This is a genomic window from Pseudomonas sp. SDT291_1_S447, assembly GCF_054070155.1.
Map to the genome: position 1 here is coordinate 1 of NZ_JBSVXS010000092.1, position 21,762 is coordinate 21,762.

At 59.2% G+C, this 21,762-nt stretch carries 15 protein-coding genes; 2 read left to right on the forward strand and 13 right to left on the reverse strand.

Annotation, left to right across the window (positions count from 1 at the left end; translation table 11 throughout):
* Window positions 1-146 precede the first annotated feature (146 nt).
* From ACW9IR_RS22310 to yaaA, 13 genes are all read right to left on the reverse strand, one after another.
* Window positions 147-1,598: a mannose-1-phosphate guanylyltransferase/mannose-6-phosphate isomerase gene (locus ACW9IR_RS22310; RefSeq protein WP_007914094.1), complete on the reverse strand. Its 1,452-nt coding sequence runs from the start codon at window positions 1,596-1,598 to the stop codon at window positions 147-149.
* A 213-nt stretch (window positions 1,599-1,811) separates the two neighbouring features.
* Window positions 1,812-2,468 carry an alginate O-acetyltransferase AlgF gene (locus tag ACW9IR_RS22315; RefSeq protein WP_038357614.1) on the reverse strand — a complete coding sequence of 219 codons (657 nt, stop codon included), beginning with the start codon at window positions 2,466-2,468 and terminating at the stop codon, window positions 1,812-1,814.
* A 14-nt stretch (window positions 2,469-2,482) separates the two neighbouring features.
* Window positions 2,483-3,658, reverse strand: coding sequence for an alginate O-acetyltransferase (locus ACW9IR_RS22320; RefSeq protein WP_457465146.1), 1,176 nt, complete (start codon window positions 3,656-3,658; stop codon window positions 2,483-2,485).
* 10 nt (window positions 3,659-3,668) lie between these two features.
* Window positions 3,669-5,234 (reverse strand): MBOAT family O-acyltransferase, encoded by a 1,566-nt coding sequence (locus ACW9IR_RS22325; protein ID WP_016985188.1) that lies wholly within the window; start codon window positions 5,232-5,234, stop codon window positions 3,669-3,671.
* Between the two features lie 329 nt (window positions 5,235-5,563).
* Complete coding sequence (locus ACW9IR_RS22330) at window positions 5,564-6,688, reverse strand: mannuronate-specific alginate lyase (RefSeq protein WP_457465147.1); 1,125 nt, start codon at window positions 6,686-6,688, stop codon at window positions 5,564-5,566.
* A gap of 8 nt (window positions 6,689-6,696) precedes the next feature.
* Complete coding sequence (locus ACW9IR_RS22335; RefSeq protein ID WP_457465148.1) at window positions 6,697-8,157, reverse strand: alginate O-acetyltransferase; 1,461 nt, start codon at window positions 8,155-8,157, stop codon at window positions 6,697-6,699.
* A 10-nt stretch (window positions 8,158-8,167) separates the two neighbouring features.
* Entirely contained in the window at window positions 8,168-9,739 is a 1,572-nt protein-coding gene (algG, locus tag ACW9IR_RS22340; RefSeq protein ID WP_110719101.1) for a mannuronan 5-epimerase AlgG, read from the reverse strand.
* 26 nt (window positions 9,740-9,765) lie between these two features.
* Window positions 9,766-11,247, reverse strand: coding sequence for an alginate export family protein (locus tag ACW9IR_RS22345; protein ID WP_457465149.1), 1,482 nt, complete (start codon window positions 11,245-11,247; stop codon window positions 9,766-9,768).
* Window positions 11,244-12,752 carry an alginate biosynthesis TPR repeat lipoprotein AlgK gene (gene algK, locus ACW9IR_RS22350; RefSeq protein WP_457465150.1) on the reverse strand — a complete coding sequence of 503 codons (1,509 nt, stop codon included), beginning with the start codon at window positions 12,750-12,752 and terminating at the stop codon, window positions 11,244-11,246. Before algK ends, ACW9IR_RS22345 begins: the two co-directional genes overlap by 4 nt.
* 9 nt (window positions 12,753-12,761) lie before the next feature.
* A complete protein-coding gene (locus ACW9IR_RS22355) occupies window positions 12,762-13,931 on the reverse strand; it encodes an alginate biosynthesis protein Alg44 (protein WP_110719079.1) in 1,170 nt (389 codons plus the stop codon).
* Window positions 13,932-13,966: 35 nt separating this feature from the next.
* Complete coding sequence (alg8, locus tag ACW9IR_RS22360) at window positions 13,967-15,448, reverse strand: mannuronan synthase (protein WP_175555292.1); 1,482 nt, start codon at window positions 15,446-15,448, stop codon at window positions 13,967-13,969.
* A gap of 98 nt (window positions 15,449-15,546) precedes the next feature.
* The gene (locus ACW9IR_RS22365) at window positions 15,547-16,863 is read right to left on the reverse strand and encodes a nucleotide sugar dehydrogenase (RefSeq protein ID WP_095119390.1); all 1,317 of its coding nucleotides are present in this window, start codon (window positions 16,861-16,863) and stop codon (window positions 15,547-15,549) included.
* Between the two features lie 810 nt (window positions 16,864-17,673).
* Window positions 17,674-18,453, reverse strand: a complete 780-nt coding sequence (yaaA, locus tag ACW9IR_RS22370; RefSeq protein WP_102900626.1) for a peroxide stress protein YaaA — start codon at window positions 18,451-18,453, stop codon at window positions 17,674-17,676.
* Window positions 18,454-18,767: 314 nt separating this feature from the next.
* On the opposite strand from yaaA, the gene ACW9IR_RS22375 reads away from it, so the two are divergent.
* Together ACW9IR_RS22375 and ACW9IR_RS22380 are read left to right on the forward strand one after the other, a co-directional pair.
* The gene (locus tag ACW9IR_RS22375) at window positions 18,768-19,907 is read left to right on the forward strand and encodes a polysaccharide deacetylase family protein (RefSeq protein WP_457465151.1); all 1,140 of its coding nucleotides are present in this window, start codon (window positions 18,768-18,770) and stop codon (window positions 19,905-19,907) included.
* 337 nt (window positions 19,908-20,244) lie between these two features.
* On the forward strand, window positions 20,245-21,639 hold the full coding sequence (locus ACW9IR_RS22380; RefSeq protein WP_122598021.1) for a PhoH family protein: 1,395 nt from the start codon (window positions 20,245-20,247) through the stop codon (window positions 21,637-21,639).
* Window positions 21,640-21,762 lie beyond the last annotated feature (123 nt).

The following is a 21,762-nucleotide window of genomic DNA, read 5'->3' on the forward strand; positions in this document are numbered from 1 at the left end:
GGGAATGCATTTCAAGTGTGGGAGCGAGCCTGCTCGCGAAGAGGCCGGTTCAGACGACACAGAGTTCGAACAAAAAAAGCCCCCGCCCAACCCACTGCGGATAGGGGACGCAGCGGGCTGGACGAGGGCTTCTTATTGCAGATCGATCACTGCGCGATGGTCTTCACCGACACGCCACGTTCGATCGGGGTGGAGCGGCCGTAGATATCTTCGAAGCGTTCGATATCGTCTTCACCCAGGTACGAACCCGATTGCACTTCGATGATTTCCAGCGGGATCTTGCCCGGGTTGCGCAGGCGGTGCACCGAGGCGATCGGGATGTAGGTGGACTGGTTTTCGCAGAGCAGGAACACGTTTTCATCGCAGGTCACTTCGGCAGTGCCGCTGACCACGATCCAGTGTTCGGCGCGGTGGTGGTGCATCTGCAGCGACAGGCACGCGCCCGGTTTCACCGAGATGTGCTTGACCTGGAAACGCCCGCCCATGTCCACCGAGTCGTACGAGCCCCACGGACGATAGACTTCGCAGTGGTTCTGGGTTTCGCTGCGGCCCTGCTCATTGAGCGTGTTGACCATCTGCTTGACGCCCTGAACCTTGTCTTTGTGCGCAATCATCATCGCGTCTTTGGTTTCGACCACAACGATGTTTTCCAGGCCGATCACCGACACCAGTTTGCCGTTGCCGTGGATCATGCAGTTCTTGCTGTCCTGAATCACCACATCGCCTTTGGTGACGTTGCCGTTGGCGTCTTTCTCGTTGACTTCCCACAGCGACGACCAGCAACCGACATCGCTCCAGCCGGCGGTCAGCGGCACGACGCAGGCGCGCTGGGTTTTTTCCATGACGGAGTAGTCGATGGAGTTGTCCGGGCAGCAGGCGAAGGTCGCTTCGTCGAAGGTGATGGTGTCGGCGTCTTGCTGGCTGCGTTCGAGGGTCAGCAGGCAGGTGTCGTAGATGTCCGGATCGTGTTTTTTCAGTTCTTCGAGGAAGCGGCTGGCGCGGAACAGGAACATGCCGCTGTTCCAGTAGTAACCGCCGGATTCGACGTACTCGGTGGCACGTTTGACGTCAGGTTTTTCGACGAAGTGCGAAACGCGGCTGACGCCTTCGGGCAGCAGCGAGTCGCCGGTGGATTTGATGTAGCCGTAACCGGTTTCCGGTTTGGTCGCCGGCACGCCGAACAGGACCATTTCGCCGTTTTCGGCAGCAACGGTGGCGAGGGCGAGGGCGCGTTGCAGGGCTTTCTGATCCTCCAACACGTGGTCGGCCGGCAGCACCAGCATCAATTCGTCACGGCCTTCATTGACCAGCATCATCGCGGTCAGCGCTACGGCTGGCGCAGTGTTGCGGCCGAACGGTTCCATGAGGATGCGCTGGCATTCCAGTTTACGATTGGCCAACTGCTCGTTGACGATGAAGCGGTGATCCTTGTTGCAGACCACGATCGGAGTGTCCATGCCTTCGAACACCAGACGCTCGAGGGTCTGCTGGAATAGAGTGTGTTCGCCGGTCAGGGCGAGGAACTGTTTAGGGAACTGCTTACGCGAAAGCGGCCAGAGACGCGAACCGCTACCACCTGACAAGATCACCGGAATCATATTGTTTACTCCATAAAATCGATTGGTTAGAGGCACGAACGCTGTGTCGTTTCACTCTTGTTTTTGTCTCGTACCCAAACTGACAACCCGATCATTGTGGGAGCGAGCTTGCTCGCGAAGGCGGCGTATCAGTCGACACATCTGTTGAATGTCAGACCGCTTTCGCGAGCAAGCTCGCTCCCACAGGGGATATGCGTCAGTCAGGAAAAATGATTAGCGAGTCGATACCGGGCGTTTTACCCAGACTGGCGACAGGCTGCTGCCGCTGCCGGTGACGTACAGCACCGCTGCTTCACCGCGTTCCAGGGCGACTGGTTTTACGTCGCCGACTTTCTTGTCACCTTCGTACAGCGCCAGGCTGACTTTCACCGGGTTGATTTCACGTTCGCCACGGCCCTTGGCTGCCACGTTCGGCACCACGTCGGTCTTGCCGTCGGCGGTCTTCAGGGTCAGCGGTTTGTCGCTGAGGTTCTGCACGCGCACCAGGGATTTCTGCTTGTTCTTGAACGGCGGCTCTTCGATCAGTTGCGGCGCGCCGGAAGCGTTGTTGACCAGGGTGTAGTAGTGGTCACCGGCGAGTTTCACCGGCAGGGTCTGGCTGCCGACCTTGGCGCTGTAATCACCGCCCGGCATGAAGCTGAAGTCGCTGCTGGCCAGTGGCGCAACGTCGCTCAGGTTGGTGCTGCCAACGGTGGCACTGACTTCAGCGTTGCTGGCGTTGTAGATCCGCACGAAGGTCGAGCCTTTCGGTGCGGTCGGGCCGTAGAGTGCGGCGTCGCCACCGGCAAAGGCTGGGACGGAAAGCACGCTGAGGCCAGCAACCAGAGCGAAGCTTTTAGCGAGACGACGAGGAGTAGTAGTGAAAGTCATGGTGTACCTCTCTTTCAGTTTTGCGCCCGATCGGGCGTCTCGGATTTAGTGTTGATTGCTACGTTTTGTTGGCGCGCGCCGGCTTGTTTAAGCTCTGCGACCCACTGCGGGTCGGCGTCGCCGATTTCGTTGTTCACAGGCAGATAACGTTCAGGAAACTCCCAGATCAGCACCTGCGGCGGGCTGTTCTTGAAGTCATCGCTTTTCAGGTAGCTGAGCATCGGCAGGATCGGGCCGTGGCCGTCTTCGGCGTAGCTCACCACGTCGCTGTGCAGCGCTTGTTTCAGTGCACCGACGAAGTTCCAGTTAGGGTTGGCGCTGTAGCTGGTGCCGACCAGTGCCACCGGCACTTCATTGCTGGCGAACAGCGCGTCATCACCGGCAGGCTGCTCGCCGGCCGCGACGGTGTTGCGCTTTTGCAGCGGCTCTTGCGCCGGCATCAGGTTTTCGAACAGCGGATCAAGCGGCAGGAACAAGCGCAGATCGCCCTTGTGCGTAACCTTCTCCGCTGGCGTGGTGACGAAGCGCTGCGGCTCGCCGCTGAGCGGGAACTTGTCGGCGATGGTTTTCGCCAGGGTGTTCGCGGCAATCTCGGCGCCCTCAGGCGTCCAGTGCGTGTCGGTGCGCAGGAACACTTGCTGACCGTTCTGCTTGGCCTGTTGCAATGGCTTGAGCAGGTCAGGGGCGAGGATCTTGTCGGCCGCGACGCGGTGGTGGAAATCCTCATAAAGGTTTTCGTGGATGCTCGCCGGTTTCACTTCACCCAGATGTTCCGGGTACAGACGAACCTTGGCCGGCACGATCGCCATCACCAGTTTCACGCCTTTCTCTTTGAGGGTCTGGCGCACGCCTTCGACCAGCGCGTAGTTGCCTTGCAGGTTCAGCTCTTCGTTGACGATCGGGTTGAATTCCTCGTCGCTGTACAACCACTGGTCGCGACCGAGCACCACGCCCGGACGACCTTCGTTGAACAGTTTGAAATCCAGCGCGGCCCAGAGATTGGTGCCCAGACGCTTGATCGGGAATTCTTCGTCGTAATGGGTTTCCACAGCCTTGGTCCAGCGGCCGTTGAGCACCGTCGCCTCGGCATTGGTGCTGAAGCCGAAGAAGCTGCGAACCGACCACAGACCCAAGACCAACAGGGTCACCAGGAACAGGGCGATGTAGAAGATGCGTAATGAGCGGGTCATGTCAGATCCCTCAGAACTGGAAGTAAAGGAACGGCGAGAAGCTTTGCGCCGAGAGTTTGAGAATCGAGGCGATGAACAGCAGCAGGATCAGGCCGCGCATCACATAGCGCGACCAGTCCGCGCTCCAGTAGGCCGGTTGCACCTGGGCTTCGACGCCGACGGTGTAGCCAGGCTCGTGGATGCTCGCCGGGTTTTCGCCGGGTGCGGCTTTGATCATTCCCGGGGTCGCGGTGGCAGGGCCGTTGGCCTCGACGTTGACTTCAGGTTTGCTCTTGGCCGGTGGCTGGTTGGTGTACAGATCACGCAGACCGAAGAAGGCCAGCGTCACGTACGCCACAACAAGGGTCGCCACTTGCAGACCGGTGAGGCTGGCCTGATTGAGTTCCGACAGCGACCAGTCGCCGAAGCTGAACATCGCGCCGTACATGCGCCCGGCAACGTGCAGGTTCTCGGCACGGAAGATCACCCAGCCCATGACCACCAGCAGGAAAGTCAGCGCCCAGCGGATCGGGTTGAGGCTGCGCGGCGAAGTGTTCAGGCCCAGCGCTTTTTCAATCGCCAGCCACATGCCGTGCCAGGCGCCCCAGACGATGTAAGTGATGTTCGCGCCGTGCCACAGACCACCGAGGAGCATGGTCAGGAACAGGTTGCGATAGGTCATCAGCGTGCCTTTACGGTTACCGCCGAGGGTGATGTACAGATAGTCACGCAGCCAGGTCGACAGGCTGATGTGCCAGCGGCGCCAGAACTCGGTGATCGACTGGCTGATGTACGGCTGTTTGAAGTTTTCCATGAAGCGGAAACCCATCATCAAGCCCAGACCAATCGCCATGTCGCTGTAACCGGAGAAGTCGAAATACAGCTGCGCGGTGTAGGCCAGTGCGCCGAGCCAGGCATCGCCGGTGGTCGGGTTTTGCAGGGCGAAGCAATGGTCAGCGACCACCGCGAGGGTGTCGGCAATGAAGACCTTTTTAATGAAACCCTGCATGAACCGTGTGCAGCCCTCGGAGAATTTGTCGAGGGTGTGCGTGCGGTTGTTGAACTGGTCGGCGAGATCGCGGAAACGCAGAACCGGGCCGGCAATCAAGTGCGGGAAAATCGCCACGAATGCAGCAAAGTCGATCAGGTTGCGCGTGGCCGGGGTGTCACCGCGATACACGTCGATGATGTAGCTGATCGACTCGAAGATGTAGAACGAGATACCGATCGGCAACAGCACGTGGGTGAGGATGAACGGCTCAAGACCGACCGACGTCATCATCGCGTTGATGCTGTCGACGCCGAAGTTGGCGTACTTGAAGTAGCCGAGGATGCACAGGTCGACGGCGACACCGAGCAGCAGCCAGCGCTGAGCCGGTTTGGTTCTGACACCGGCGGCACCGACTTTGAGGCCGATCCAGTAGTTCCACAGCGTGACCGCTGCGAACAGCGCGAGAAAGTCCACACGCCACCAGGCGTAGAACACGTAGCTGGCGATCAGCAGCAGCAGGTTGCGATAGCGTTGCCCGCTCAAGTAGTACAAGCCGAGAAAGATCGGCAAGAACAGAAACAGGAACACGTTGGATGAAAATACCATCCCGATCTCTCCATGTTTGAACCAACAGTCAAGGGCCAAAGCCCCCCCTAACCCCCCGTGGTAGTGGAGGGGTGAAACGGTGTTTCTGTCAGGGTTGTGCAGGGTCTTGAAATCTTTCCCTCACCCCCCGCCCTCTCCCGGAGGGAGAGGGAGCCTGATCTCCATGGTTTTCAAAAATGGAGATTGACTCGGTATTTCTGTGCAGCCTGATCTCGATTGTTTTTCAACACCTGAGATCGACTCGGTATTTCATTTCGGCGTAACTCGCACAGCCACCTCGGTCAGTCCCCTCTCCCTCCGGGAGAGGGTTAGGGTGAGGGGCTTTTGCTTCATGAGCCTTTGTTGCCCTTTTCATGGGACGGGTCGTAGACCTTGGTCAGGTCCCCACCCAGGCGGAAGGTCTTGAACGGCTGCATGCCGCGCTTCTTCTCGATCACATCCGGCGCACAGGTGTAGAGCGTGCAGAACGGTTCGAGCCAGGCGAATTTCATGTCCTCTTTCAGGTCGGTCATGTCCTGCTCTTTGCCGTTCTTCTTCTCGAACTCATCCGGGTCTTTCACCCCCGCCAACACCCGATCACCCAGACGCTTCAGCGCGCCATTGTTTTCCTGGCGCAAATCAACCCCGTTGACTTGGGCGAAACTGGCGATCATCGCCAGTGGCGGCAGGGCGTAGTTGTGATAGGCGAGCGCGCGTTGCTGACGCTTGAGTTCGTTCGGCAGGAAGCCGTCGGCATCGACTTGATTGACGCCAACCTTGTATTCCTTCACCGCCCAGTCAAACAGGTCGCGGCGGTTGGTCGCGACCGAGGTCGCCATCACCGACCATGCAGCCCAGTAGGAGTGGTTGTTGGTTTTTTCCAGCGGCAGGTTGTCCCAGTCGCTGACCACCTGATCGGCCATTTTGCTGAACCACGCCTCGATCAACTGCGCTTCCTGCTGATGCTGCGCCAGCGGGTGCGAGTCGGAGAACTTCAGGCGAATGTACGAAGAGGCCATGCTGCCCAGCGCCCATTTGCGCATCGACTTGCCGGTGTGGTTGAAGTCTTTCGACATCAACGCATCGGCCTTGGCCCACGCGGTCAGCCAGTTCAGCGTGCAATCGAGCTGCTCCGTACGTCCGTCGCGCATGAACTGCATCACCCGTTTGGCGGTACCGCGTTCCAGCGTGGTGATGTCTTTGGTGGTGTCGCGAAAGGCTTTTTCCGACTGCACGTTCAGCGTTGCGCGAGCCTTGTCCGAACCTTCGTATTTGCTGCGGAATTGCAGCGGCCCGGTGTACGGCGTCGGCATCGCGTCGCAGCCTTCGCTTTTGTCACCGGTCTTGAATTTATCCACAGGCGCGAAATAGCCCTGAGGTGGACGCAATGGCGCGGCGGCCTGCGCGGTGCCGGCGAAGATCGCCAGCCCGAGCAGCGTCGGCGCTAAAAGAGTTTTCAGTTTCGAGTTTCGCATAGCAGACCTCATTGCCCGACCTGAGCGGTTTGTTGCCCAGCGCCCGGGAATACGTTGCGTTTGCAGATTTTCGCTTCGACTTTCTGTGGCGCGGTGCCCGCTTCCGGGCCCTGGACTTCGACCGCCAGCAGGTTTTGCGAGGCCCAGTCTTCGTCCGTGCGCAACTCAAAGGCGAAACGACCGTCGGTGTCGGAGGTTTCCGGTTTCTCGATCTTGATGTCCTCGTGGCGACCGTTCATGTACCAGAGGGTGGCTTGCAGGGTTTTCACCGAAGGGTCGGTGAAGCGGATGTCGACCTGATGGCTGCTGTTCTGCAGGTTCAGGTTCTTGCTGTTGACCAGCAGTTCTTGTTTGCTGCCCGGCTTGAGCGTGGTGCTCGCGGACATTTGCGCGTCTTTGCCTTCGCAGCCGTTGTCGAGCAGGGACATCATCTGGCGATAGATGGTTTCCTGGTCGAGGCGGTACAGCGGCGAGAACTCCCAGATGAGAATCTTCGGCGGGGTCTTCTGGAATTCGTCGCTGCCGAGGTACTGCAACATCGAACCTTCCAGGCCACCGCCGGGAAACGCGACGTTGAGAATGTCGGCGCCGATGGCCTCTTCGAGGAAACCGGCGAAGTTGTAGTTCTTGCCACTGTGCGAAGTACCGACGAGGGTGATTTGCGGATTGCCGGAATCACCGAACAGGTCGCCGTCGCCAGCCTCGCCTTTCGGCTCGGTGGTGAACTGATCCATGTACTGGATCGCGTAACTGGTGCCGCACAGTTGCCCGGCCATGTTGTGCAGGGTGCCGGTCTTGCCCATGCGCCCGGAGCGCTTGGTCTCGAATTCACGCTTGGGCACGTCGGCGAAAGCCGGGATCTGCTTGACCTTCTCGGCGACGATTTTTGCCGTGCGCTGCGCACCGTATGGCGTCCAGTGTTGGTCGCCACGGAAGTAGAAATCGTGGGCGGGGAGGGTGTCCGGCAGCGATTCGTTGGTCAGCGGCGACAGATCTGGCACGACGTAACCCATCTTGGCGAAACGGCCGAGCATGGTCTTGTAGTTGCCCAGCGCTTTCTCGTAATCGAACGCGGCTTTTTCCTGCGGGTTGAGCTTGTTGCGGTTCACCAGGCCACGGGTCGGCTGGTAAACGATCACCAGCTCGACGCCTTTGGCCTTGAACGCATCGTGCAGCTGTTGCAGGCGTTTGTAGCCGGCCGGGGTGGTGTTGAATTCGGTGCGCAGGTCTTCCTGAGTCCGGAACAACCAGTCGCCCTGCGCCTGCACCAACGTGGTGAAGTTCTGCTGATAACGCGTGGTGTAATTCTTCGCGTCATGGGCGGCCGGGCACAGGTTGCAGCACGGTTCGGCGCTGAACTTTGGTGGCGTGGCAGCGGCGCCTTCATCGGCGCGCGCACCGTTGCTGGCCGCGAGAATGCCCACGGTCAGGGCCGACAGGCTGAGTAATTTGATCAAGTGTGGGTGCATAAAATTATCCTCAGTCCTGCATTTCGGTCTGGCGTTCGACAGGGTCGATCAGCACGGCTTTCTGCTGGCGCACCAGCAGGTCGAGAATTTCATCCTGGCGCTCGCCGAGGATGCCGTTGAAGCTGATGCCGCTGGATTTGGTCGGCGCCAGCATCGACACGCGATACAGCTCGACACTCAACGGTGAATCGATCGACAGCGGGCCGCTGCCATTGGCCGCCAGCTCACCGCCAACGACGATCAGCGACACCTGCGCATCGAACGGGTCGAGCTTGATGTCACGGTCGGTGTCGGTGAGGTCTTTGATGTGGCCGTAGACGCCGGTCAAACCGTTGGCCATGGCGACGTTTTCGTAGAGGCGGATGTTCACGCTGTTACGAATGCGGATGCCGTGGCGCTTGTTGCTAATGACCTTGTTGCCCCACAGCAGGTTGTCTGCGGACTCGTAGAGGGTGATGCCGTCGGTGTGGTTCTTGTAGATCTCGTTGTAGGCAATGATGTTGTTGACGCTGTTCCGGTCGATCACCAGGCCCGAGAGTTTGTTGTCGTAGCTTTTGTTGTTGAAGATGAAGCTGTCGTTGACCTCACGGGAAATAATGATCCCGTGCTTCTTCTTCGTGCCGTACACGGTGTTCTCGGCAATGATCAGGCCGTGGGAACGGTCGTGCGGGTCGATGCCGTAGACGATGTTGTCTTTGTAGGTGTTGCCCTTGACCACGAAGTCACGGGTCTCATAGCAGTAGAAGCCGTACCACATGTCGGAGAACTCGGAGCCGACGATCCAGCCGGTCGGTTCAGGGCGCTTGAGGACCTTGGCCATGTTTGGCGTGTACTGGGAAATACTCACGCCGTACGACTTACTGTTGGCGTAGCCGAAGCTGGCCATCTTGCTGTTGACGATGTAGGTCTCGGTGCCACCCCAGGCGAGCAGGAACGGGCGGAATTCCTTCGGCGAACGGAAGGTTGCCGGGCCGTTTTCCTTCTCGCGCCAGCCGGTGACTTTGGTGTCACGCACGAACAGTTGGCCGTCGTTGACCATGAACGCCCCGGCCTCTTGCGACAGGCGCAGTTCCTGGGTCTGGCCGTCGATTTCGAGGATGCCTTTACGGCCAACCACGATCGGCAGCTTCGACAGGTACACGCCCGGCGAGGTCTCGCTGAAATACTGCTTGGGCAGTTTCTGCGCCAGATCCTTGAGGTTCATGTAACCGTCGTCGACGAAGATCGCCTGCGGGATGCCGTGCTGACGCACCACCCATTCGGCCATCTTGTTGTCGCCGCCGATGAAGTCCTTCAGCGCGTCTTCCTGCATCATCCGGCGCACGCTGACTTTGCCTGCTTTGCTGCGGACGATTTTCGCCGCAGCGGCTTCGGCGGTGTAGCCGGAAATGTCCGGCAGTTTCGGCGCGGCCAGGTTCAGCGCTTCGGTCGGCGCGCTGCTGACGGTGTAGGTCTTGGCTTGTTGCAGCTCTTTCGCGGTGGTCACCGGCTTAACCGGCTCCACAGTCGCGAAGGCGCTGGCGCTGGCCAGCAGCATCGCGCCGGCCAGCAGGCTGAGTGAGCCTGTCCTGGTGCTGATCATGTCGGGCACTCCCTTGGCGGTTTGCATCAGAAGCGCCAGATCACGTCGATGAACGCGCGGTGCATGTACGAATCAACCTGCTTGCCATAGGCATCGCCCGGTTTGAACACACCGCCACGGAAACGCACGAGGGCCGAAGGCTCGTCGATCGACTGGCTCAGCGCCGCCGGCAACAGGCCTTGCTTGAAGTACTTGGTGACGACCAGATCCATCTCCTGACCGAGGTCCTTGTTGCCGTCTTCAAGCGGCAGCGAGGTGCTGGAAAGGATCGCGCCGGTGACGTCGTCGGTGTTGTTTTCCACCGCGTTGATACCGTTGCTGCCGACCGGCTTGTTGCCGTCGACACGCCAGAACTTGTGGTAGATCAGGCTGGCGTCGTACTCGTCGTTGACCATCCACGAACCGAACAGGGTCGCGGTCTGCATGTTGTTCATTTCGCCACGGAAGGCTTCGCCGAAACGGTGCACCCGCGAGCGCGTACCGGTGTAGTTGGAGCGGTTGCTTTCCAGACCGGTCTGCTCGTAATCGGCACTGGCACGGGCATAGGCACCGCCGACTTGCCATTGCGGATCAAGGCGCAGACGCACACCAATGTCGGTGGCCCAGCCGTTGACGTCATCGCTGCGCTTGGCTTGCGCCGGACGCGAACCATCGGCATTCAAGGCGTTGACCGTGTCGCGGTCGCCGCTCATGCCGGTGATGCTGCCCCAGTAGTTGACGGTGTTGGTGTTGCGCCAGTTGTAGGCGTCGCTGTCGGCGGTCAGACCGATCCAGCTGATGTCGCCGTTCTCGGTCTTGTCCAGCGAGTCGCGTGGAACACCCGGCTCGGCGTAATCGAGTTTGCCGTCATCGTGGGTGTGGTGACCGCGAATGCCGACCCAGTTGCCCGGCGTCCACTGATAAGCCGCATCGGCGTAGGCGTGCAGGCGATCCTTGTCTTTCGGCGCCAGCTCTTTCAGGTCGGTGCGGTATTCGCTGAAGCGTTCGGCAACACCGGCGTTGGCGCGCAACAGGGTGGTGTCGAAGGTCCAGTTCAGCGCTTCGATATTGGTGTCGCGCCATTGGCCGTCATCATTACGCAGACGCTGGCGACCGAACTTGAGCATCTCGCCCGGGTACGGGGTGAGGCCGCTGTAGCCGACCCAGAACTCGCGCATCGCCAGATAGTTTTTCTTGGTTTTGCGATCACCGTTGTCGGTGGCTTGTTCACCGTCGGATTGTTGCAGGGTGTCGGTTTCGATGATGTCGGTCGAGGTCACGGCCTGGCCCATGGCGTAGGCACTCCACGCGCCGCTTTCGCCGTAGACCCAAGGACGCAGGTCGAGGCCGACGCCGTTGACGTCGCCGCCGCTGGCGGTGCCGAGGTCGCGGTCGTCTTCGGACTGGCCGGTGACTTTCACTTCGAGGCCAAAGTTCTTGGTTTCAGTCATCGCGGCCAGTGTCGGGCAAGACCAGATCAGCGCGAACGAAAGGCCAATGCCGGCCTTCACGAATGGATTCAACTTCATAATTTTTCCTCGCCGTCTTCTTCTTGCAGGGCGTGCAGTTGCAGCGTGTTCGGGTTCAGAGCGCCACGGCTGGCTTGCTCTTGTTGCAGCAGACGTTGCGCTTCGGCCAGACGCTCGGGCGGCAATTGCGCGGCGAGGGTGGCCGCCAGCTCATCGGCTTGCGGAGTGTTTTGCGCCTTGGCCAATTGGCTGAAGACGTAGGCGTTGAGCGGGTCGGGCTTGGTGCCCTTGCCTTGGGAGAACAGTTGCGCGATGGCGAAGTCGGCGCTGTTCTGGCCGTTGCGTGCGGCGGTCAGCAAGTGGTCGAGGGCTTTCTGCGGATAGACCTTGCCGAGGTAACCACGGCGATAGATCTGGCCGAGGTAGTAGTCGGCGGCGACTTCACGACCAACGGCTTTCTGGAAATGTTCTTCGGCGACTTTGGCGTCGGCCGGGACCATTTTTCCTTCGTAGTAGAGCTTGCCCAGCAACAGCTCGGCGCGCGGCTGGTCGGCGGCGCGGCCGTTGTCGAGGTACTTCATCATCTGGTCGACGTCACCCAGTTCCGGGTAGTCGTAAAGCAATTGCGCGAGGGTCACCCACGACGCCGGATAGCCAGGAGCGATCGGCTCAAGCAGCGACTGCGCGGTTTTTTCGTCGGGCTTGCCCAGGGTCGAATCGGCCAGTACACGGGCCACCGAATCGACGCGCTGCGCGGTGACGGTGCCACGGCTGTAACCGGCCTGCATCTGCTTGATCAACTCGGCTTGCTGTTCTGGCTGGGCACGTTTCTGATAGACCGTGGCCAGTTCGACGTAGCAGATGTCGGTGGTGTTGAGCGCGGCTTTGCAGATTTTTTCCACGTCATCCAGGTGCTGGTCGTAGGTGCCTTGGGTGCGATACAGCAGCACCTGCGCCAGACCCGCTTCCGGATAACCGGATTTGCGCCACTGATCGATCTGCTGCTGAGCGTTGATGTTGGGGAAGCTGTGCGGGTATTGCAGATACAGCATCGCCAGCGGGATCAACGTGTTGCCTTCGCCATTCGCGGCGGCTTTTTTCAGCAGGCTTTCGGCTTCCTGATGCTCGGCTTCGGTGGAGCCCGGTTTGGCTACCAGCAAGCGGCCGAGACGCGCCTGAGCACGCGGCGAAACACTGGCAGCGGCGCGGTAAGTCGCCTCGGCCTGTTTCATTTGCGCAGGATCGCGGCTGTCGACCTGGATATCGGCGAGGCCGACTTGGGCTTCGCTGTAACCCAGATCAGCCAGTTGCTGATAGTTCTGCGCGGCGGTGGCGGTGTCGCCACGCTTGAGCGCTTCGTTGGCCAGACGCTGATCGGGCAGGCCGGCGCAACCGGCCAGACTCACCGCCAATGCCAAGGCACACACCGTCCCCATGTAGGAGTGAGCCTGCTCGCGATTCAGGCGGCGCGGTACATCAGACACACCGCGCTGATCCAATCGCCGGCAGGCCAGCTCCCACAGGGATCGCGGTGTTTTCAGGATGGGTGGAGTAGTCACAGGCATGTCCTCGACTTAAAGACCGGCAGCCATGGCTTTGTCGATCAGCCAGTTCAGGTTCGGGCCACGGTCGCTGTTCACTTCCACCGGACGGCCGGCGAGGCTGCTGTCGAGCGGCTCGTCAGGCTGGATCTGCACGCGGATGTCAGAGGACAGGTCGGCGCTTTTCAGGCTGGTGCTGCTGACGATCTTGCCGGTGCGGGTCTTGTCTTCGCCGGCAATCTGGAAGCTCACCGGGGTACCTGGACGCACATCGCCGAACTGGCGATAGGAGAAGCGTGCATCGACGGTGGCCTGGGTGTTGCGCGGCACCAACTGGAAGATCACATCGCCCTTGCTCGCGTATTGACCGTCAGCCACCAGTTGCTGGGCCACGGTGCAATCGCACGGCGAGGTCAGGGTGCCGGTCATTTGCTTGCCGAACAGTTCTTCAACCTTGGCCGGCGACAGTTGATCTTCTTCCAGATGGCCCTTGAGCACGTCGAGCATGCTGGTGCTGAAGGTCGCCAGTGGCGCGCCTTTCGCCGCAACGCCGTCGGACTTGACCAGACTCTGCACGGTGCCGTCACGCGGCATGGTGATGTTCATGCCCGGTACGCTGACCAGGCCAGCCTGCGCATGGCTGACGAAGTACATGCCGTACACCGATTTGAAAATGAAACCCGCTGCAACCAGGCCGACCGCAAAAATACCGGCACTGAAGGTCACTGCTTTCAAACGCCCGAACGGGGTCATGCCGCTGCCGCCGTCCTTGACCTTGCGCGCCTTGGTGAAGTTGTCACGCTGCAGAGTTGCCAGCACCTCACCCATGCTGACGATGTCGCCGGCCAAGTGCGAAGTGATCAAGTGGCGCAGGGTGGAAATATCCTGCGGCTCAAGGTTCTGGAACTGGCAACCGACGCGACCGGTCGGGCGGTCGTAGGAACGCACTTGCAGTTCAACGTCCATCGCCAGGCCGAGGTTGTCGATGACAAATTGCAGACGCGCCTTGTACACCTCGCCGATGGTCAGCGGCAGTTGCCCGGCGTTGAACGCCAGACCACCGGCCGAGAGGTCGATGACCCGCGCTTCGACCGGCGTCCGGTCGGGACCGAAGAAGCGCAGTTTGGCCGGGATTTTCACGCGGGCGTGTTGGCGCTGGGCTTCGGATTCATGCACTACGTTGGCGTTGACGGCGGTATTCATAGGGGCGATTTCCTTGTTAATTCAATAGGGGCGGGTCAGACCATCATCAGCAGCACGGCGACGAAAATGCTGCCGGCGGAGAAGGTCATGGTCCGAGACGACCAGGTGTTGAACCAACGTTGAAAGCTGGCGAGATCACGGGTCAGGGATGTGGGTTGGCGAGTCCAGGATTGTTGGTCAAGGCGGAAGAACACGTAGATCTTCACCAGTGCGCCAACGATCTGGTTGTAATAAAGAATCGCCGGGTAAGCCGGGCCGATGCGGTGACCGGAACACGACAACAGCAAGGTCAGGATCAGGCGGGTGATGCCGATCCACAGCAGGTAAACCAGGATGAACGCGGTGCCGTATTTGAAGCTGGCGATCATCGCCACGGTCAGGCCGAGCAAGGATGTCCACATCGATACGCGTTGATCGAACAGCACCACCGAGGTGAAGGCGCCGAGGCGTTTCACACCCAGGCCCAGGGCTCGCGAGTTCTGCCGCAGGTTGTTGCCGTACCAGCGGAACATCAGTTTGCGGCTGGCCTTGATGAAGCTCTTTTCCGGCGGGTGTTCAACGGTGTTGATCGCCGCGTCAGGCACGTAGAAGGTGTCGTAACCGAGGCGCATCAGGCTGAACCAGCTCGACTTGTCGTCACCGGTCAAGAACTTGAAACGGCCCAGACGCCAGTGTTGCAGCGAGTCGCTTTCAACGTCGGCGATGAATTCCGGGTTGGTCACCACGGTGGCGCGGAACACCGACATACGACCGGTCATGGTCAGTACGCGTTTGGACAGGGCCATCGAGCACATGTTGATGTGGCGCTGGGCGAAACGCAGCTTGTGCCATTCGCTCATGATGTAGCCGCCGCGCACTTCGCAGAATTCGTTGGTGGTCAGGCCGCCGACGTTGCCGAACAGCTGGAACCACGGCACGGTCTTGCGCACGGTGCCTTCGCCGAGCACGGTGTCGCCATCGATCACGGCAACCACGGCGCGGTCGTCCGGCAGGTGACGGGAGATCGCGCGGAAACCATAGGCCAGGCCATCACGTTTGCCGGTGCCGGGAATGCGCACGAAGTCGAGCTTGACGCGATCGGGCGGATTCATCCGTGCCCACAGCGCCTTGACCAGCAGCTCATCGGACATTTCGACGATCGAGCAGACCACGGTGGTCGGCAGTTCGCAGTCGATGGCTTCGCGGATCACCGAGCTGTAGACCTGCGCGGTGGTGAGCGCGTCGATACGGAAACTGGTGACCATCAGGAACACATGCGACGGGTCCGCCGCTTTACCCAGCTTGCGCACTTTACGGCGCAGGTGCGGGTAAACGATGTAGAGAAAAATCATGCCGCGCACAAAGTGCGTTGCACCCATCGAGTAGCGCCAGATACCCACGGCGCCAATCAGGAAAATGAAGTCCTTCGACTCGGAGTCGAATGTGGACGTGGGCAGCATCAAGGCCAGGCCCATCAGCAGACTGAGATAAAAAAGCCAGCCGGCTGATTGCAGAAAAAAATGTTTGAGCTTGGTCATCAACGTCATCCGAAGGTGAGAAGGCTTCAAGCCGCAAGCTTCGAGCTGCAAGCGGAACGCTTTGGCTTGCAGCTCGAGGCTTGTCGCTTAGGGCTGCTTTACCAGCAGATACCTTCGGTGCGAGTACCGGCGTCGGTGGCTTTGGCCATGAAGCCCACCAGGTCGATGACCTGTTTGCCGTGCGGCGCTTGCTGCGCCAACGGGCGGAACTTCTCGTCGCGGTTGCCGAGGATGATCACGTCGGAGTTGTCGATCACCGAATCGAAGTCCGCGTTGAGCAGGGACGATACGTGCGGGATTTTCGACTCGATGTAGTCCTTGTTCGCGCCGTGAACACGGGCGTACTCGACGTTGCTGTCGTAGATGCTCAGGTCGTAACCCTTGCCGATCAGCATCTCGGCCAGCTCTACCAGCGGGCTTTCGCGCAGGTCGTCGGTACCGGCCTTGAAGCTCAGGCCGAGCAGGGCGACTTTGCGTTTGTCGTGGCTTTCAACGATGTCGAAGGCGTTCTGCACTTGCGATTCGTTGCTGCGCATCAGCGAGTTGAGCAGCGGCGCTTCGACGTCCAGCGAACCGGCGCGGTAGGTCAGGGCGCGCACGTCTTTCGGCAGGCACGAACCGCCGAAGGCGAAGCCCGGGCGCATGTAGTACTGGGACAGGTTGAGGGTCTTGTCCTGGCAGACCACGTCCATCACTTCACGGCCATCGACGCCGACCGCTTTGGCGATGTTGCCGATCTCGTTGGCGAAGGTCACTTTGGTCGCGTGCCAGACGTTGCAGGTGTACTTGATCATCTCGGCAACGGCGATGTCCTTGCGGATGATCGGAGCATCGAGTTCTTCGTACAGCGATTGCAGAACGTCGCCCGAGGCCTTGTCGAACTCGCCGATGACAGTCATCGGTGGCAGGTCGTAATCGGCAATCGCGGTGGATTCACGCAGGAACTCAGGGTTGACCGCAACGCCGAAGTCGACACCGGCCTTCTTGCCCGAGCAGTCTTCGAGAATCGGGATCACCACGTTGGCCACGGTGCCCGGCAGCACGGTGCTGCGCACGACGATGGTGTGGCGGGTGGTTTTTTCACGCAGGACAAAACCGATCTCGCGGCACACGGCTTCGATGTAGTTCAGTTCGAGGTCGCCGTTCTTCTTGCTTGGCGTGCCAACGCAGATCATCGACAGGTCGGTGTCACGAATCGCTTCGGCGAAGTTGGTCGTGCCACGCAGACGACCGGTCTGGATACCCTGTTGCAGAAGTTCGCCCAGGCCCGGTTCAACAATTGGCGATTTGCCGGCGTTGATCATGTCGATCTTGTCTTTGGCAACATCGACGCCAACTACGTCATGGCCCCGTGCAGACAGGCAACCGGCACATACTGCGCCAACGTAACCCAAACCAAATATGCTGATGCGCATCGCAATTACCTCTGTATATATCAGGCCTTAGAAGGCCGGAGTTAATGGTGTTCAGCGTTCATTAGTGCACTCGAAAGTGCGGCATACAGGCGCCACAATGCCGTGTGCAGGCATACTAAGTTCCGAGTGTCTAAATAAGTGCACTCAAGATGTGCGCAACCAGGCCTTGTTGTTATGACTTGCCCTGTTATGCAGCCGATCTTCTTTGGAGAAGACTCTTGTGCAATCGTCTTGCGCGCTCGATGTCAGGATTAAAGTCCCGTGAATCAAGCGGTTGGGTGCTCAGGCGAGCACGTTTATAAGGGCGCGGCCATGGCCTTTGTAGGGGATATAAATGGTGCGTATCTCCTGTCCATCGTCTGTTTTGAGACTAGTTAGTCATCTAGGCAAGTTGCTGTGACAACTTGGTTACATGGCTATCTGCTCTGCGTAAGTTATCTCGTACAAACTCGGCGAGAATCGTTACCGGTGGTATGAGCTATGCATTCGGACGAAGTTCCTGCCCGCTCATCGCGAAAACTGAAATTTCTTGAAATATTGTCAGAGATGGCACTAGTCTCAATTTGATAGCACTTTCGTTTTCGACCTTTAATAACAGGCGAAAAATCACGTTAGATAGTTTTGTGCCACTACGGTGAAAAAATTTAGGTGCCACTACTGAAAAAAATGATCAGTGTCGAGTGAAACTAATCTTAGAAAAGACAGGGAGGATTTTCTGGCGCCATTAAAATGGCGAAATGTGGCGAGGGTTTTTTGACATCGTGCGAGCTGCACGACTCTTTATGAAAAGAGTCGTGCATTGGGCATGCTTTATTCGGGGGCGTGGTCGCGCAAAAACACCAGATTGTCCGGTTTCGACTGTTCGGCGCTGTAGCGATAACCCTGCACATCGAACTGCTTGAGCAGGGCCGGATCGTTGATCTTTTCCTGAATCACGAAACGGCTCATCAGGCCCCGCGCTTTCTTCGCGTAGAAGCTGATGATCTTGTACTGGCCGTTCTTCTGATCCTTGAACTCGGTGTTGATGATCCGCGCGTTCAACGCCGTGCGTTTGACTGCCGAGAAGTACTCGTTGGAAGCGAGGTTGAGCAGCACGTCATCGCCCTGATCGGCCAGTGCTTCGTTCAACCACTCGCTGATGCGCGTGCCCCAGAAGGCGTACAGATCTTTGCCACGGGCGTTGGCCAGTTTGGTGCCCATTTCCAGACGGTACGGCTGCATCAGGTCGAGCGGGCGCAGCAGGCCGTAGAGGCCGGAGAGCATACGCAAGTGCTTTTGCGCGTAATCGAAGTCGGCTTCGCTGAAGGATTGCGCGTCGAGACCGGTATAGACGTCGCCCTTGAACGCGAGCAGCGCCTGCTTGGCGTTTTCCGGGGTGAACGCGGGTGTCCAGCTGCCGAAGCGCGCGGCGTTGAGCCCGCCGATCTTGTCGGACACGTGCATCAGTTCGCTGATCTGCGCCGGCGTCAGCTCGCGCAATTGCTGGATCAATTCCTGGGAATGGTCGAGGTATTGCGGCTGAGTGAAGCGCTGGGTCGCCGGCGGTGTTTCGTAATCGAGGGTCTTGGCGGGGGAAATCACCATCAGCATGAAGTCGTCTCCTTTAATCGTGGGGGCGATTCTAGGGGGTTGTCGGTGTTGACTCCAGCTATGGGGGTAATAGGTGTGGGGAAGCTTGGGCATTTGCGACGGCTGGTGGAATTTTTCCCTCACCCCAGCCCTCTCCCGGAGGGAGAGGGAGCCGATCTTCGTTGGTTTCAAAATTTGAGTTCGACTCGGTAGTTCCGATTGGCGGATATCGAAAGCGATACTCGGTCAGCTCCCTCTCCCTCCGGGAGAGGGCTGGGGTGAGGGCAGCGTCCGTGAACGTTGCACATCAGCTATAGTGCCGCGCGGGTTTTGTTATGGAGACATCCCTTTTGCGCATTGTTCTTTTATTCACCGCGTGGCTGTTGAGCTTCGGTGCCGTGGCGGCGCCGGGCGATGTGGCGACGCTGGATCGCAGCACCTGGCCAGAGCAGCTCAGCAACCCGACGCTGTTTGATGTGGCGTCCCGGGCGGAAATCCTCATGTTCGCCCGTGGCCTGCTGGGTACCGAATCGATGGACGAAGCCGCTTTGGCTCAGCGTCTGGGCCTGCGCACGATCAACATCGACGCGATCAACAGCCTGCGCCAGCGTCTCTGGCAGCGCTTGTTGGCCAACTACAACTACGCCCAGCAAAGCTGCGATCAGGACGCCTCGTTCTGTTTCCTCGTCGAAGACCTGCCGACCCTGCGTGAGCAAGCTGCCAAGTTCGTGGTCAGTGACGACAGTTATTACACCAAGTGGGCCGAGCCGAGCCGGATCTTCCATTTGCAGTATCTGGATGAACTGATGCGCAAGGCGGCGCTGTCACCGCAGACCAGCAGCGAAATCGATCGTTTCGGCGACTACGAGCGCAACGGCGACGAGATGAACGACCGCCTGTTTTTGCTGACCTTCGACAGCGCCGCCAACCTGCAACCGGACAACACTGACTGGCTCACCGAATACCTGCGCAAGTCCAACCTGAGCGGCACGTTCTTTGTGTTGGGCAAAGATATTCAGGCGCGGCTGGCCGATCGTTCAGTCAGCAGTCTGCAGGCGGGCTTTTCGAAACAGTGCGTCGGCGTGCAGGGTTGGGAGTTCCGTTCCCACAGCCACTGGCAGGACTGGCAGGATTCGGTGCGGCGCAGCGCTGATCTGGTGAAGAGCAAGTTGCCGGAAAACTATGTGCCGCTGTTCCGTCCGCCGGAAGGGCAGCGTCGCAGCGATGCGCAAGGTTTTTTCAATACCCAGGGCCTGCAAGTGGCGCTGTGGGACATCGACGCCCAGGACGGCGCCGGCAAACTCAAGGGCTCAGCGAGCGCGCAGCGGGTACTGACGCTGATGCTGTTGTGGCGCCATGGGGTGATCAATTTCAACATGAAGCAGGACGCGGTGAAGACTTCGTTGCCGTGGCTGATCACGCAAACCGCGCAGAGCGGCATCGGTTGGGAAGACTGTCAGGATGCGTTTCGCTGAGAAACGGCAAAAGCCCGGAAACATTGGGCTTGGGGTGATTTTTTACGGGATTTCGGTGCAGGCGGACTTCCGACTTTAGCGGGCTATGGACAGTCCGCCAAGGGCTTTTCGTCACTCTGCAAAATAAACTTAAAAAAACCGTCAAAGTACTTTTTTATGTCATCGGTTTTGGAGTATTACGAAGACAGACCGCCGAAACCTGCAACACAGGTGGCGTCTTCCAAGACCCGTTTGTTTGCAGTCACTTGAATCTCCGCAGGTGAGATTTCGGCAGTCACTTCGAGGCGCAGCACCGCTCAGGTATTGCGTCTACTGGCTCTGACAAAGGTGACCGAGTATGGATGATCACGGACGTAGCCCTTCCTCCAACCAGCCAATCCTTTATGTACTCGATACCAACGTATTGATTCACGATCCAAACGCCCTGCTGAATTTCGAAGAACACCACGTCGCGATCCCGATGACCGTGCTTGAAGAGCTGGACAAGCTCAAGAGCGGGCATCACAGCGTGGCTGCTGAATGCCGTCAGGCCATCCGGTTGATCGACAAGACCCTGGGCGATGCGTCCCCGGAAGACGTCGAACTGGGTGTGCCGATCCAGCGCGGCAAGGGCGGGCCGAAGGGCTTGCTGTCAATTCTGATGAGCAAGCAGGCCGAATCGAACCTGATTCTGCCCGAGCATCTGAACGACAACAAAATCATCAACCAACTGATCGACCTGCACACCCGCGACCCGAAAAAACCGGTGGTGCTGGTCACCAAAGACATCAACATGCGCCTGAAGGCGCGCGCCTGCGGTATCGCCTCCGAGGACTACAGCACCGACCAACTGGTCGACGACGTGTCCCTGTTGCCCAACGGCTACCACAACATGACCGGCTCCTTCTGGGACCGCGTGAGCAAGGTCGACACCCGTCAGGATCACGGCCGCACCTGGCATCAAGTGCAACTGATCGACAACTTGCCGGCAGTGCACATCAACGAGTTCATCATTGATGAACAGGGCTTTGTCGGCTGGATCAAGGAGATTGACGAGGCCAAACTGCTGATCCTCGACCTGCATCAGGAGCCGCTGCTGCACCAAGAGGCCTGGGGGCTTAAACCGCGCGACATCTATCAGAGTCTGGCGTTGTACGCGCTGCTGGATCCGGACATTCATCTGGTCAACCTGTCGGGGGCTGCCGGTTCCGGGAAAACCATTCTGGCGCTGGCCGCTGCGATCGAGCAGACCATGGTCAGCAAGCGCTATCGGCGCATCATTGCCACCCGCAGCGTGCAGGGCCTGGACCAGGAGATCGGTTTCCTGCCCGGCACCGAAGCGGAAAAAATGGAGCCGTGGCTGGGCGCCATCACTGACAACCTCGAAGCCTTGCACATGGATGACGAAAACACCCATGGCAGCGTCGATTACATCCTCAGCAAAGTGCCGTTGCAGTTCAAATCGCTCAACTACATTCGCGGTCGCAGCTTCCAGCAGAGCCTGATCCTGATCGACGAATGCCAGAACCTCACGCCGCACCAGATGAAAACCATCATCACCCGTGCCGGCGCCGGTTCGAAAGTGGTGTGCCTGGGCAACCTCGCACAGATCGACACCCCTTACCTGTCCGCGACCAGCTCCGGGCTGACCTACCTGACCGAACGCTTCAAGGATTTCCCCAACGGTGTGCACATCACCCTGCAAGGGGTGCCTCGCTCGATTCTGGCTGAATACGCCGAATCGCATTTGTAACCCTTCACCCAAAACCGGGCGGCCCAACAGCCGCCCGGTTTTTTTATGGATAGATACACAAACCAATGTGGGAGCGAGCTTGCTCGCGAATGCGGTGTGTCAGTCACCATCGATGTAGCCTGA

Excerpts from the sequence above, each read along its gene's own strand:
- ACW9IR_RS22310 (WP_007914094.1), bottom strand. The coding sequence starts at position 1,598 with ATGATTCCGGTGATCTTGTCAGGTGGTAGCGGTTCGCGTCTCTGGCCG.
- ACW9IR_RS22315 (WP_038357614.1), bottom strand. The coding sequence starts at position 2,468 with ATGACTTTCACTACTACTCCTCGTCGTCTCGCTAAAAGCTTCGCTCTG.
- ACW9IR_RS22320 (WP_457465146.1), bottom strand. The coding sequence starts at position 3,658 with ATGACCCGCTCATTACGCATCTTCTACATCGCCCTGTTCCTGGTGACC.
- ACW9IR_RS22325 (WP_016985188.1), bottom strand. The coding sequence starts at position 5,234 with ATGGTATTTTCATCCAACGTGTTCCTGTTTCTGTTCTTGCCGATCTTT.
- ACW9IR_RS22330 (WP_457465147.1), bottom strand. The coding sequence starts at position 6,688 with ATGCGAAACTCGAAACTGAAAACTCTTTTAGCGCCGACGCTGCTCGGG.
- ACW9IR_RS22335 (WP_457465148.1), bottom strand. The coding sequence starts at position 8,157 with ATGCACCCACACTTGATCAAATTACTCAGCCTGTCGGCCCTGACCGTG.
- algG (WP_110719101.1), bottom strand. The coding sequence starts at position 9,739 with ATGATCAGCACCAGGACAGGCTCACTCAGCCTGCTGGCCGGCGCGATG.
- ACW9IR_RS22345 (WP_457465149.1), bottom strand. The coding sequence starts at position 11,247 with ATGAAGTTGAATCCATTCGTGAAGGCCGGCATTGGCCTTTCGTTCGCG.
- algK (WP_457465150.1), bottom strand. The coding sequence starts at position 12,752 with ATGCCTGTGACTACTCCACCCATCCTGAAAACACCGCGATCCCTGTGG.
- ACW9IR_RS22355 (WP_110719079.1), bottom strand. The coding sequence starts at position 13,931 with ATGAATACCGCCGTCAACGCCAACGTAGTGCATGAATCCGAAGCCCAG.
- alg8 (WP_175555292.1), bottom strand. The coding sequence starts at position 15,448 with ATGACCAAGCTCAAACATTTTTTTCTGCAATCAGCCGGCTGGCTTTTT.
- ACW9IR_RS22365 (WP_095119390.1), bottom strand. The coding sequence starts at position 16,863 with ATGCGCATCAGCATATTTGGTTTGGGTTACGTTGGCGCAGTATGTGCC.
- yaaA (WP_102900626.1), bottom strand. The coding sequence starts at position 18,453 with ATGCTGATGGTGATTTCCCCCGCCAAGACCCTCGATTACGAAACACCG.
- ACW9IR_RS22375 (WP_457465151.1), top strand. The coding sequence starts at position 18,768 with ATGGAGACATCCCTTTTGCGCATTGTTCTTTTATTCACCGCGTGGCTG.
- ACW9IR_RS22380 (WP_122598021.1), top strand. The coding sequence starts at position 20,245 with ATGGATGATCACGGACGTAGCCCTTCCTCCAACCAGCCAATCCTTTAT.